Annotated in this window: 9 protein-coding genes; 6 read left to right on the top strand and 3 right to left on the bottom strand. The window is 39.9% G+C overall.

The genetic code is table 11. The features are described 5' to 3' along the window. Positions 1–87: 87 nt before the first annotated feature. The 3 genes from gigB to AC1M9E_RS11465 all read left to right on the top strand — a co-directional run bounded on the left by gigB (position 88) and on the right by AC1M9E_RS11465 (position 1995). Positions 88–594: an anti-anti-sigma factor GigB gene (gigB, locus tag AC1M9E_RS11455; protein ID WP_035268529.1), complete on the top strand. Its 507-nt coding sequence runs from the start codon at positions 88–90 to the stop codon at positions 592–594. 38 nt (positions 595–632) lie between these two features. Continuing rightward, complete coding sequence (locus tag AC1M9E_RS11460) at positions 633–1460, top strand: carbon-nitrogen hydrolase family protein (protein WP_092768369.1); 828 nt, start codon at positions 633–635, stop codon at positions 1458–1460. A 109-nt stretch (positions 1461–1569) separates the two neighbouring features. Further along, positions 1570–1995 carry an organic hydroperoxide resistance protein gene (locus AC1M9E_RS11465; protein ID WP_179998598.1) on the top strand — a complete coding sequence of 142 codons (426 nt, stop codon included), beginning with the start codon at positions 1570–1572 and terminating at the stop codon, positions 1993–1995. 318 nt (positions 1996–2313) lie between these two features. Here the strand turns inward: AC1M9E_RS11465 and AC1M9E_RS11470 are convergent, their stop codons facing one another. After that, on the bottom strand, positions 2314–4011 hold the full coding sequence (locus AC1M9E_RS11470) for a DUF4394 domain-containing protein (protein ID WP_488224802.1): 1698 nt from the start codon (positions 4009–4011) through the stop codon (positions 2314–2316). Between the two features lie 614 nt (positions 4012–4625). Next, entirely contained in the window at positions 4626–6113 is a 1488-nt protein-coding gene (gspE, locus tag AC1M9E_RS11475; RefSeq protein ID WP_481607841.1) for a type II secretion system ATPase GspE, read from the bottom strand. Positions 6114–6212: 99 nt separating this feature from the next. Between gspE and AC1M9E_RS11480 the strand changes: the two genes are divergently transcribed. Both AC1M9E_RS11480 and AC1M9E_RS11485 read left to right on the top strand, forming a co-directional pair. Next, positions 6213–7031: a DUF432 domain-containing protein gene (locus AC1M9E_RS11480; protein WP_092768367.1), complete on the top strand. Its 819-nt coding sequence runs from the start codon at positions 6213–6215 to the stop codon at positions 7029–7031. Between the two features lie 9 nt (positions 7032–7040). Next, the gene (locus AC1M9E_RS11485; RefSeq protein WP_180028502.1) at positions 7041–7958 is read left to right on the top strand and encodes a mechanosensitive ion channel family protein; all 918 of its coding nucleotides are present in this window, start codon (positions 7041–7043) and stop codon (positions 7956–7958) included. 29 nt (positions 7959–7987) lie between these two features. On the opposite strand, the gene AC1M9E_RS11490 is transcribed toward AC1M9E_RS11485, so the two are convergent. Beyond that, positions 7988–10699 (bottom strand): DUF2339 domain-containing protein, encoded by a 2712-nt coding sequence (locus AC1M9E_RS11490; RefSeq protein WP_488224803.1) that lies wholly within the window; start codon positions 10697–10699, stop codon positions 7988–7990. Between the two features lie 160 nt (positions 10700–10859). Here AC1M9E_RS11490 and polA point away from each other — a divergent pair, with 160 nt between their 5' ends. Next, on the top strand, positions 10860–13619 hold the full coding sequence (gene polA, locus AC1M9E_RS11495) for a DNA polymerase I (protein ID WP_481607838.1): 2760 nt from the start codon (positions 10860–10862) through the stop codon (positions 13617–13619). Positions 13620–13676 lie beyond the last annotated feature (57 nt).

Here is a 13676-nt window from a genome sequence, read left to right on the forward strand (position 1 = left end):
TATAAATCGATCTACGACTGAAGACTACTTGAGTATCGACTTGCGCTATGTGATAATTTTAGCATCCTTTCTGCAAATGGCATTTATATGTCAACAGGTCATGTTGAATATGCAAGCTTGGATGGTACGCACATTTTCAAACTCATTGGAGAAGTGCGCGCTCAATCTTGTATAAGCCTTGATAAATTATTATCTCGGATTGAACAACAACAAAACGTCGTAGGCGCAATTGTTGATTTAACTCAAACTACATTCATAGACAGTACTGTGCTTGGAATCCTCGCAAAACTAGGATTAAAGCTCAAACAAGTGCATCAAGTTCAAGCTGTTATGTTATCTACTAACCCAGATATCACTACACTTGCGAACAGTATGGGTCTTGGTCAGGTTTTCGTAATTTTAAACTATTGCGGAGATCCGAATGTGTGCACGCGCGCTTTATTGGACGAACACATCACACATAATGCAATGCTTTCAACTGTATTAGATGCTCATCGTACATTAATGAAATTAAATGCTGATAACCAAAATATGTTCGAGCCTTTGGTTAAACAATTAGAACAACAACAAGATACCATCGATCACAGCATCTGATATTCTCTTAAGCATACTGAGCGCTTAAGGAGAACCTCATGACAACCTTACTTTCTGTCACCCAAATGAACTCCCAAAATGATATTGAAAATAACTTTCAAGTCATTGAATCATTGTTAGCAAAAAGTAAGAATCAAGGGGCCTCCTTGATCGTTTTCCCGGAGAATTTCGTTTGTTTTGCGGCAGGCAAACAGCGTGAGACTGCTGAACGATTTGAAGAAATACAATCTCGTTTAGAACAACTTGCTCATCAATATCAAATGTGGATTGTTGCTGGGACACTCCCCTGTCCTTTTCGCCCAGACGGCACCATTGTGCCAGATGGTCGTGTCAGAACAACCAGTCTTTGTATTAGCCCTGAAAAGACAGAAGCACGTTATGACAAGATTCATTTATTCGATGTTCAAGTCGGTGATGCGGTAGGTGGATATCAAGAATCTAAGTTTTTTGAACCAGGTGATCACACCGTCATTGCTAAAACTCCATTTGGCAATATTGGTTTAATGGTCTGCTATGACCTTCGTTTTCCTGAACTTGCTTTAAAGCTGCGCGCACAAGGCGCAAATATTTTAACAGCACCTTCTGCTTTTACTTACACGACAGGTCAAATGCACTGGCAATTACTTTTACAAGCTCGTGCCATGGATAGTCAATGCCAAGTTTTAGGCTCAGCTCAACAAGGGTGGCACGGTGAAAAAAGACAAACCTGGGGTCACTCTGGTGCTGCGAATTCTCGTGGTCAATTGTTAGATATCATCTCTGAAGAAGGTGCTCAAATGATTACAGTTCCGTTTGACATCGATGAACAGAAAAAAATTAGAGAATCGATGCCATTAATTCAGCATCGTAAACTTATTCAGCTTTAACCTGCTCACACATAAAAAATTGAATACCAAGCTTTACAAAATTACCGCTTATCATTCCTTTTAAATCAGAGAGTATAGATATTCACCTATACTCTATCTGGAAGGAATCATGTCATTAGAAAAAGTTGTTTATACCGCACATGCAAAAGCTACTGGTGGGCGTGATGGTCGTGCTACATCATCAGATCAAATTTTAGATGTTCAGCTCGCTGTACCAAAAGAAATGGGTGGTCCCGGTGGTGGAACAAATCCAGAGCAATTATTTGCTGCTGGTTATTCTGCATGTTTCTTAGGTGCGATGAAATTTGTTGCCAACCGCGATAAATTGAAAATCACACCAGATGCTTATATTGAAGGTGAAGTGAGTATTGGTCCTATTCCAACTGGTTTTGGAATAGCAGCCACTTTAAATATTCATCTGGAAGGCTTGGATAAAGAGCAAGCTCAAAAGCTAGTAGATGCTGCTCATATCGTTTGTCCATATTCAAATGCAACACGTGGCAATATTGATGTGACCTTGAATGTGATTGTTTGATCCAGTTGTTTCAATCCTAAAAATCACGCTGATATGCATATTGCATCTCAGCTTTTTTGTGGTTATAAGTTAATTTCAACTTAGAAAAAGAAATTTTATGTTAGGTGGGATCAAGTAGATTTATGTGTATCTAAAGGAATAATGACTCTTTGCCTCAGCTTGCAGTAATCAGTCCTGCAGCTTAATTTAAAGAAAAATAGTGATTTGGAGATACCTCCACTAACTAGTTCAGTATCTCCAAAATTTCCGTCTTCAACTATATCAATTCAAAAGTACATATGTCTTTTTAACTATTACTCTTTTAATCTAGCAAGTAAACTATTTAAAAAGTATTGCTAAGTCAATTAAGGCGGGCGTTGTAATTGAGCCGATCATTGACTTCATAACACTAGGCGTCCCATTAACGGAAATAGCTGGACGTGCACGAGGAGTTGTAAGTGCTGTATCGCTATTTAGATCTATACGGTATAGGATAGAAGCACCATTATTGTTGCTTATTGCCGCTAGAGCTAATCCATTATCACCACCAGCAATATCGAAACCATCATTCAAGCTTAAGTTCACGCCAAGACTACCTAATCTCACCAATGTTCCATCATTGGGTGGAACTTGCTTCGTCAGTAACTGATTGGCCTGATCTAGATTAAATAATTCGGTGCTAAGAGCTGAAATAGGTGTTTTAAAACTGTTGGTATATGCCGCAGCGCTAATCACTGCATTTGTGATCCCATTAATTTTGCCATCTTGAATGGTTTCACCCGTATCGACATTGATTCGCAGATTTTGCCCTGAATTACTGATGACTCTTAAACGGTCAGCCGTTGGATTGAAGTCAACAGCAAACTGTGTGCCGTCTAGAGTACTAAAGTTACTACCCGTGCCTGCTTTAAGTGCAGTCACAAGTGTTGCAGCACCAGAATTTGGGTTAATGGTATACAAGTTTGCTTGATTAGTTAAACCATATAGTGTATCGGTTTTATCAGCAGCAGTACGTAATCTAAAATCAATACCTACGAATTTCTCATTGACCAATACGCCTGTAATTTTTTGTTCGGTCGTATCATTTGGACTATTGATTTCAAATCTAATTAAAGAATTATTATTGGTCAACCCAATTCCTTTTGAAGTGGTTTCTTCTGCTCGATTAAGCGCAATCCCACGAATGGAGGTTTGACGATATTCGTTAGGCAAGTCGCTTGTCTCAAAAATAGCGTTATTGGTCGTTCCGACTTGAGCAAGATTAACTTGAAATAGTTTATATGCACCCGAGACTTTTAATGCAGCAAAACCAATATTATTTATTGGGTCTATATCAAAACCACCGTTATTCGATACATCCTGACCTAAGGGTGCAGAGATACCTAATGTTCCGGCATTTGCATTTTGCAGATAAATGCGATCTGTCGAAGATTCGATACTGTATAATTTTGTACTTGCCGTTCCAGCAAAAGCATTGGTATAAGCTGCGGCACTTACTTCGGTTGTAGCATCACCAACCCGACTAATTTCTCCATCGGTGATGGTGAGACCTCTATCAACATTAACTCTTAGGTTTTGACCATCTTGACCAATAATTCTTAGACGATCCGCAGCAGGGTTGAAATTCACGCTAAGCGCATCAGGATTGGAAGTAATTTTACTAAAAGCTGCATTACCATCTGTCGTATCTGCTGGATCAGCTGTCATTTTAATAACGAATTTTGCTACTCCAGAACTTGGATTTAACGTGTAAATATTACCCAACAAACCTACTGCATATAACTTTCCATCACTTGGACGATGGTCCATTCCAACCAGCTGATCCCCAGAAACTAAACCTGAAATTTTAATATTTGAAATCAGCGAACTAGGTTGGTCGTGATTGAGTGAGCTAATCATACCGTCACTGGTCAGTACCAAGAGATTACCAGTAGCATTTGTTGGAGGAATAGGCTCAGATGAATTTGAATCATTACATCCAACTAATCCGATACCACCGAGTGCGGTGAGGGTGCAGATGAGTGTTTTGAGTTCCATGTATAATTTTCCTTAATTACTGATATTTGATTTTGAAGAACTTCTGATTACACGGTTCAATATGTAAAACAACTCAGCTTTGCTGAGAAACACGTCGAGGTATCTTTAGACTTGGAAAGGATCATTCTATAGTTAAGCATGTAGAATACATAGAAATGTAGATCTTCAAGTGCAATGTCTGTCGCATGTTAATTAACCATATGTTTTTATTATTTTTTAGTAAATATATGTTTTATAGCTATTGTTTTGTATTGTTAGATCTATTTGGTAATACTTCACAGATTTTTTACATTAAGTATGAAACCAAATGCAAAATTAAATTATCACATTGCAAAATCTAAATATTACATAATCTTTAATTTTGTAAAATAATTTTAGTGAGATGTCTTACTGTAATGGCGTTTTGACATAAGATAATTCATAAATATTCCTATAATTCACCTTATAAACCTTATTCAAAATTATTTTTATTTATTAATGTAATTCATTACCTTATGCGAATGCGAAATGCCCAACTATTATAATTGAGCTCTTTTGTTGAATCCTCAGCTTTCGAGCTTAATTTCAAATCAGCGCTTCTTCGTTTTATCGAGAATTATTAAATAATCTCTGAATCACTCCGCCGCTTCATTTGTTACTCGAAGTACTTCCTCTAATGTACTCTTACCTTCAAGCACCTTTCGTAATCCATCATCACGTATCGAACCTGACTCCTGGCGAGCATAGTTTTCAACTTCAAACTCTGCAGCATTCCCGTGAATCAGACGGCGCATTCCATCATCAACAGGGACGATTTCATAAATGGCGGTACGACCACTAAAACCTGTATGCGCACAATGTTCACACCCCTCTGGTTGAGGCAGATTGAGCGCAATACCATCATGGACATTCTTAAAAATTTCTTTTTCAAAGTCATCCGCGGCACGCCAACTATGACAATGCGAACACAAAGTACGAACCAATCGTTGCGCAATCACACCAATTAAAGAACTCGACAGAAGAAATGGCTCAATTCCCATGTCTTTTAAACGCGTCACTGCACCAATCGCAGTATTGGTATGCAACGTCGACAATACCAAGTGACCCGTCAAAGATGCTTGCACAGCAATTTCTGCAGTTTCTAAATCTCGAATTTCCCCCACCATCACCACATCGGGATCTTGACGAAGCATCGCTTTCAATGCACGCGCAAATGTCATATCCACTTTAGTGTTAACCTGAGTTTGTCCAATACCTTCAAGTTGATATTCAATTGGATCTTCCGCGGTCAAAATATTCTTAGATCCATCATTTAAATCCGAGAGTGCAGCATAAAGTGTCGTCGTTTTACCAGAACCTGTCGGTCCGGTCACGAGAATGATACCGTGAGGACGATGCACTAATTGGGTTAATCGCTCGTAATCATCTTTCATCAGACCCAAATGGGTCATATTTAAACGACCTGCTTGCTTGTCTAAAAGACGCATTACTACGCGCTCACCATGTGAAGAGGGTAAAGTCGAAACACGGACATCCACCTCACGACCAGCCAGTCGTAAAGAGATACGACCATCCTGAGGAATTCGCTTTTCAGCAATATCAAGTTTTGCCATTACTTTAATACGTGAAACTAACAATGGGGCAAGTTCACGACGTGGTTGCACGATTTCTCGAAGTTGCCCATCAACACGTAAACGAACCGATAACTTTTTTTCAAAAGCTTCAATATGTATATCTGATGCACTCACTCGAATGGCTTCGGACAATAATGCGTTAATCAATCTAACAATCGGAGCATCGTCTTCCTGATCCATCAGATCTTCTGCTTCAGGTACTTGATCGGCTAAACTTAACAAGTCAGGATGATCTTCTAAACCAGCAGCCACTTGCTGAGACTCGCCTGTCTCGCCAGCATAACTTGAACTGAGTAACTGACTAAAATCTTGTTCAGTCGCCAATTGATATTGGGCTGTACGCCCCACGTAACGGCGTGCTTCTTGCAAAGCAACCAAAGCAGTATCTTGACGACGGACAATAAAAACTTGATCCCCTTCATAACGCAACAAAACGCCATGCTTTTTTGCAAAACTATACGGTATTTGTATTTGTTTAAGTACTTGCATAAGGGATGATAATCATGATTAAAATTACCTCGAGTGTACTCTAAGCATTTGACAGCGTGAAGACAGTTTTTTAATGAATTTATTTAAGGATATTCCCTATTGTCACTAGATCAGAAACTTGAGCAAAACCCTTCGACTTTAAGATGGTGGGGTGAGCAGCATTTTGAACTCAATCAAGTGCGTGCTTGGCAATTTGGTTCATTGCTCTTTCGACTCACTCGTGGCTTACAAGAATGGCGCATGGAGTACTACCGTCCTCAAATTCAATACGACTACGAACAAAAGTGGCAGGAAATGGATGACCCCCATTTTTCATTTCCTCGTCCAGTGCATGTAGAACGTTACATGTTCAGGGAAACTCACCCTAAAATTCAATTGATACCACGTCTTGCAGATCGATCTGTGGTGATCCGTCCTGTAGACCCAATTTACATTCCAGCTGGTCAACGTGGCACGCTTTATATTAGTACCCCTCTGTGGCTTTCAGGTTATGTCGAAAGTCAAAAGACCCCATTATTCGATATACCGGTCATTATGCCTAAAGATACATGGTTCGGACCTGATCAACGCAGTGGTGAAATGTGTTACGCCACTTCAGTTGATGGTCGAACAGAACTCAAACAACTTCGTCCACGTGCATTTCGTGCAGTCACTCCAATTGACTTTCACAATGTCAGTGGACATCAACTCCGTTTCGATCGAATGAATGTACCTGTTCCTGCCCTGCCTTTGTTTTATAGTGAAAGTACAGAGCGATTATGGACGTCACAAATTAAAGTCATTCACGAAGGGATGGATCGACCAGCACGTATTCGTATTGAAAATCGCACCCCACCATTGGCTGGTGATGTAATTTATGTCAATCCAGCACGTGCCCCAGGTAGTACTTTATTTAACATGTTTGATTCATTCTTCTAAGGGGGGCATATGGCAGATAGTCTTACCGGCACCATTGCTGATAGCCTCAAAAGTATATTTACCAATATCAATACGGATCGCTTAACTGAAATTATTATTGCGATTGTGCTTTGCTTTATTGGATTCCTTTTTGCTCGAGTCGTTTCCAATACTTTTGTTAGAACGATCGGCGCCAAATTTAATGCTCATCAGCGTTTGGTATGGCGGCGCGGTATTTTTTATTTTATTTTCCTCATCTTTGTGATGGCGAGTTTAAAAGAAGCAGGTTTTAAATTAAGTGTATTTCTAGGTGCCGCTGGTATCTTGACCGTAGCGCTGGGTTTTGCCTCCCAAACCTCTGCGACGAACTTGATTAGCGGTTTATTCTTGATTGGTGAAGGTTCTTTTGAAATTGGTGACACCATTCAAATTACGTTAATTCGTGGACATACCATCGAAGGCGAAGTGATCTCCATTGATTTACTGTCTGTCAAATTACTGACTCAAGATAATGTCTATGTCCGTTTACCTAATGAGCAATTAATTCGTGCTCCCGTACACAACCTTTCTAAATTTCCGATACGGCGCATTCCCATTACACTTGCAATCAACTTTCATGAAGACATCATTAAAGTACGAGAAGTTTTATTAAAGGTGGCGAACAGCTATCCTTTAGTGTTAGCAGATCCTAAACCTGCTGTGACGGTAACCGCATTCCGTGAATCTTCAATCGAATTGTTATTCGCCATTTGGTGCCAACAGGAAAACTTTTTGAAAGTGCGTGATGAAATGCAAGAACGCATTCGAAATGGTTTTGTTGATCACCATATTGAAATTCCTGTACCTAAAATGGGCTTTGTTGATCGCCCTCCACAACCCTCGTTGACAGATGAGGAAATAGACCAATACGCCAATGATAAGGAAATCAAAAGAGAGCCTAAATTATAATGAATTAAGGTTAATGCTTGATCTCAGGATCAAGCATTAGTCTCTTCTACTCGTTTTTGCTCTGGCGCTGGAGCGATGTACGCAATAATCAACATTAATCCTCCCGCGCCTAAAAATGATAAAACTCGACTTAGAGTGCCGATATGGGATAAATCTAACAACACCAACTTAAAAGTCACGATCGCCAAAATACTTGCACCAAACATCCATACCACTCGATTATGGATGATAGCGGCATATTTCATCACAATGAATGCCATGACCACCCACAATAATGTCAACGCCAATTGCACTGCAGAATCTTGCCAAATGATCCACTGGTTATAAGGTGTAGCAAAATAAAAATGTAAGGCTCTAAGAAGTACATAACTACTTACCCATAGCACAGCGAGTAAGATCAAGAATGCGCCAAGTGTTCGCTCTAGCCCCATTCTGATTTGACTGCGAAGCACCTGAATAAGCACCCACAAACCAGTCAGACTGACGAAATCAATAGGGTTTAAGATTGGGATAAAATATTTCCAAAAGGGTTCTACCACCCAAATTTGTGAGCTGACAATCCAGCACAACAATAAAATGAGGCTGGTCTTTGTTAACCAAAGCTTATTCAAGTCTGTTGTTTTAGAAACACTATAGCCATAAAGTATCAACGGTAAAAGAACAGCTCCCATCATAGGTGACATTGAAACTACACCCACACTGGCACAAGCTAAAGAAGCGAGTCCACCAAAGGCGATCCATTCATTTTCGTACTGAGCATTTGAAATTGGTTTTAACCACAGATAGCTCAGGCCCAAGCAAGCCAAGATAAACAAGCCTTGCTCACCAAATGACTGCCAGACGATGACTCCTTGAGTGTATTGATCGATCAGCATAATAGCTGCGAACACTACAATAGGAATCAGCCCCAACCATTTTGGTAATAACCATGACCATGAGACTACTTGGCGCGGTTGCAACACAAAATTGGCAGCAAAATAAATCGCAGTTGTGAATGCAAGTGTGTAGATTAATCTCATCGGTTCACTAAAACTTTCCACACCTTGATAAAGCAGTAAAAGACTCGCAAAAAAAGAAAAAATAGACAGGAAAATTTTATCTGACAGTGTCAGCTGTTTTTGATAACGCATCACAACATTGGAGACCACAATCGCAAGGATATAACTTAGACCTAGTAACCATGGGATGATATTTGGAATTGATGCTAACTCGATCAAATAGTATAAATACGAAAATAATCCAACTGTTAACAACGCATAACCTAATGTTCGCCCTACCCTAAACTCACGATGCAAACCCCACATTAAAATAAGAAGTCCTTCAAAAATCCACCCGATCACACTCCATACTTGTGGGATCAAGATCGGCGGGATAAAACTTAGAAAAATAAAACCTAACATTAAATAATTTTGTTTAATCGCCGTATCAAATTTCGCGTGCTGCACAACTTTAAAAATCGCAAAGTGAGTCAATGCAAAACCCAAACACAAGGCAATTTGAACCGATTTTTGATCTAAATACATGAGATGTAAAAATGCGTATGCGACCAAGGGACTGACATAAATCAATGCGGAGTCAATAATACGCTGACCTAAATGAGCTTGATTTTGATGTGTAGCGAGCTGGTTAAATCTGAAACCCAACCAAATAAATACACTCGCATGTGCAATAACTAGACAGGATAAAACGAATCTCTCTGCAACACCGCCATTCAAAAAGGCATAACCATCACCGATAACAACAATGAGCAGCAACGCTATTTGAGTGAGTATTTTCCATGGATGTAATGTACAAATTACACCTACAACACAATTGACCGCTAGATAATAAGACAGTAATTGAGCTGAGGAAAAATCTGCATGAGGTAATGTGAACGGTGCAATATAAGCAACCAAAACTCCCATCAGGGAAAGCTCCACTGACCGCTGTTTTAAAATCAGTATGACCAACGACAGCATGCTCAAGCTGTAAAGCGTAATCGTATTAATGAGATTTAACAGATCATCGTGATAAGCAAATAGAATACTTAATAACAATCCCGCAAAACCCAGTCCTTGTAAAGCAAGACCAAAGCCGCGGTTTTTTTTCTGTATATGATAACCAAAGGCAACACATATGACGGCGATGACAGCAACAGCCAAAAGTTTGATTGAAAGACTTAAGGTCCAATGTTCAACCATATATCTCAATAATAAGACGACCCCAATCACTAGGACAGTAATCGCAACTTTCAGGACAGGGTTCCCATGAAAGATCCATCGTCTGATTTGCGCCCCAAAACCCAAATCATGCTGCTGATTTGTGTGGATTCCCTCTGAACTTTGTAAAATACTTGTGATGCTGGTCTGATCGTCTGGATCTTGTTTTATTAACTTTTCCTGTAAAGCACCGATTTGAATTAATCGTCCCTCAAGTTGTCGCAACCAGTTTAGGAAAAAATAAATCCAGAATGTTAAACCTAATCCAACCAACCATGTCCAATCGAACAAGCTGCCAATTAGTGCAAGAAATGACGAAATATATAAGGGCAATCGTGATGTATTCTGTTTCGAATAATGAGTCTGTTGCTCAATGTTGGTAAGCGGTTTTTCAATATGATGGGCATATTGCATAACACTTATGAGGAATGCAGCAACACATAAAAACGTAATGATCGGCAACGCTAGAACCCAAGTACTGATCGCTACTATGATGAGGAGCATCAACCAAATCATTTTTATTTCACTATGTTGCTTCAGCATACACATCATTCCTTTTTAGCTAGATTGATGATACCTCAGCAAGAATTGGCATTTTGCGTTTTTCATCGCATATTCTGTACACTTGATTGCAAATCTTGTATCAGCGCAACTGCTGAAAATCACGTACAATGAAAAAGTTAATTGGATTAGGAACGTTTCAATGCCACCATTTGTCTTGGTCGATGGGTCATATTTTTTATTTCGTGCTTATCACGCACTACCACCGCTAACGACGTCAACAGGTTTACAAACCAACGCAATTCGCGGAGCTATTTCTGCTATCCAAAAGTTAATGCGTCGTGTTCAACCTACACACATGGCTGTCATTTTTGACACACCTGAACCAACTTTCCGTCATCAACTTTCCCCAATATATAAAGGGGATCGACCGAGCATGCCTGACGAACTCGCTCAACAAATTCCGTATTTACATAATTTAATTCGTGCTTTAGGTATCCCACTCCATGCCATACCTGGTGCGGAAGCCGATGATATCATCGGTACGCTGGCAAAACGTGCAGAAAAAGAAGGCTATCAAGTCTTGATTTCCACAGGCGATAAAGACATGGCTCAATTGGTCACGGACAAAGTGACACTTGAAGACAGTTTTAAAGACAAGCCCATGGATGTGAATGGCGTTTTTGAAAAGTTTGGTGTTTGGCCGAACCAAATTATTGATTATTTAACCCTCATGGGAGATGCCTCTGACGGCATCATGGGCGTTCCTGGTATCGGAGCAAAGACTGCGGCTAAACTGCTGAATGAATATGGTTCAATTGGTGGCATTCTTGAAAATGTCGATAAAATTAAAGGCAAAGTAGGCCAAAATATTAAAGACAATGCAGATGGTATTGCGCTAGATCATCAGCTAGCAAGTATTGTTTGTGACTTAGACATGAATCTGACCTACGATGATCTTAAACTCCGAGATCCAAATGTTGCAGAGTTACGTCAGCTTTACACCGAACTTGAGTTTAGAAATCAACTTCAGTCTTTAGATCATCCCAACAATCCAAATAGTGCTGCCTATAAACAATCAAGTCAAGTTGTCGCAAAACCGAGTACTGCAACATCGAAAATCGAAGACCAAGCGGTTCAAACTAGTGTAGATGATCAGCTTGGCGAGGCAACTTACCATACCGTTTTAACACCAGCGGATTGGGAAAAACTCTTTCAAAGATTGACTACTGAGAAACGCTTTGCTTTCGATACTGAAACCACAAGTTTAGATTATCGTGTTGCAGAGATGGTAGGCTTCTCTGTGGCATTTGATGCCCAAGATGCATATTACGTTCCGCTTGCTCACGACTATGAAGGTGCTCCAGAGCAATTGGATCGCGACGCTATTCTTGCGCAAATCAAACCAATTTTAGAAAACGCTGAGATTGAGAAGATTGGTCATCATTTAAAATATGATGCTCATATTCTCGAAAATCATGGAATTCATTTACAAGGCTGGTACTTTGACACCATGCTTGCCTCGTACGTGCTCAATGCTGTGGCGACGCGCCATGGTATGGATGACGTTGCGCGCGTTTATCTTAGCCACTTAACCACTACTTACGAACAAGTGGCGGGCAAAGGTGCTAAACAAAAAACCTTTAATCAAATTGAAATCGAAACAGCAGCGCATTATGCCGCTGAAGATGCCCATGTAACCTATCGTTTGTATGAGGTATTGGAGCGTAAGCTTAAAGAAATCCCAGAGCTTCTCAATATTCTTCATCAAATCGAAATGCCGACAGCTGCAGTTCTGACGACGATGGAAGAAAATGGAATTCAGCTCGATTTGAGTTTCCTCGATCAATTGGGTCAAGAATTTTCTAATACAATTCTAGAGTTAGAAAATCAGATTATCGAAATCGCTGGTCAACCTTTTAATGTCAGCTCACCTAAGCAGGTGGGTGATATTCTTTTTGATAAGTTAGGTTTAAAAGGTGGTAAGAAAACTTCAACAGGTCAATACAGTACCAGCGAAAGCATTCTTGAGAAAATTGATCACCCGATCGCTGCACTTATTTTAGAATATCGTGGCTTGTCTAAATTAAGAAGTACCTATACTGACGGTTTAATCAAACAAGCCAATAACGAAAGTCATCGTGTTCATACCAGCTACCATCAAGCTTTAACCGCAACTGGACGATTATCTTCTACTGATCCTAATCTTCAGAATATTCCAATTCGCGAAGAGATCGGTCGTCAAATCCGAAAAGCTTTTGTTGCACCTGAAGGTCGGGTTTTACTTGCTGCCGATTACTCACAAATTGAACTACGTCTTATGGCACATTTTTCACAAGATGAGGCTTTAGTTGACGCGTTTAATCACGGCCAAGATGTTCATCGCCGTACTGCAGCAGAAGTATTAAATATTGCTTTGGATGATGTAACCAATGATCAACGTCGCCAAGCCAAGGCAGTCAACTTTGGATTACTTTATGGCATGTCTGAGTTTGGTTTAACACGTCAGTTGGGATTCACACGCGAAGAATCTCAAAATTACATTAAACAATATTTCCATCGCTATCCTGGCATTTATGAATATATGCAACGCACACGACAAGTCGCCTTAGAACAAGGCTTTGTTGAAACCATTACAGGGCGACGCTTATACACCCCAGATATCGATGCGCGCAATATGATGATTCGAAAGGCAGCTGAACGCGCTGCAATTAATGCGCCTCTTCAAGGTTCTGCTGCGGAGATTATCAAAATGGCAATGATCGAAGTAGATAAAATTCTCCCTAAAGATCAGGCCAAATTATTATTGCAAGTTCACGATGAATTAGTGTTTGAGGTAGATGAAGCGATTGCTGACGAGATCTCTATTAAAATCGCAGATGCAATGCAAGGTGTTGTTCAACTCTCTGTGCCACTTGTTGTTGAAGTCGGCAAAGGGAAAAACTGGGGCGAAGCGCACTAATTTCTAAGATTCTTAAATTGTAAAAAAGGACTCATTTGAGTCCTTTTTTATAAAATT

It is taken from the genome of Acinetobacter sp. 24-47-47 (assembly GCF_057737035.1).

Excerpts from the sequence above, each read along its gene's own strand:
- gigB (WP_035268529.1), top strand. The coding sequence starts at position 88 with ATGTCAACAGGTCATGTTGAATATGCAAGCTTGGATGGTACGCACATT.
- AC1M9E_RS11460 (WP_092768369.1), top strand. The coding sequence starts at position 633 with ATGACAACCTTACTTTCTGTCACCCAAATGAACTCCCAAAATGATATT.
- AC1M9E_RS11465 (WP_179998598.1), top strand. The coding sequence starts at position 1,570 with ATGTCATTAGAAAAAGTTGTTTATACCGCACATGCAAAAGCTACTGGT.
- AC1M9E_RS11470 (WP_488224802.1), bottom strand. The coding sequence starts at position 4,011 with ATGGAACTCAAAACACTCATCTGCACCCTCACCGCACTCGGTGGTATC.
- gspE (WP_481607841.1), bottom strand. The coding sequence starts at position 6,113 with ATGCAAGTACTTAAACAAATACAAATACCGTATAGTTTTGCAAAAAAG.
- AC1M9E_RS11485 (WP_180028502.1), top strand. The coding sequence starts at position 7,041 with ATGGCAGATAGTCTTACCGGCACCATTGCTGATAGCCTCAAAAGTATA.
- AC1M9E_RS11490 (WP_488224803.1), bottom strand. The coding sequence starts at position 10,699 with ATGCTGAAGCAACATAGTGAAATAAAAATGATTTGGTTGATGCTCCTC.
- polA (WP_481607838.1), top strand. The coding sequence starts at position 10,860 with ATGCCACCATTTGTCTTGGTCGATGGGTCATATTTTTTATTTCGTGCT.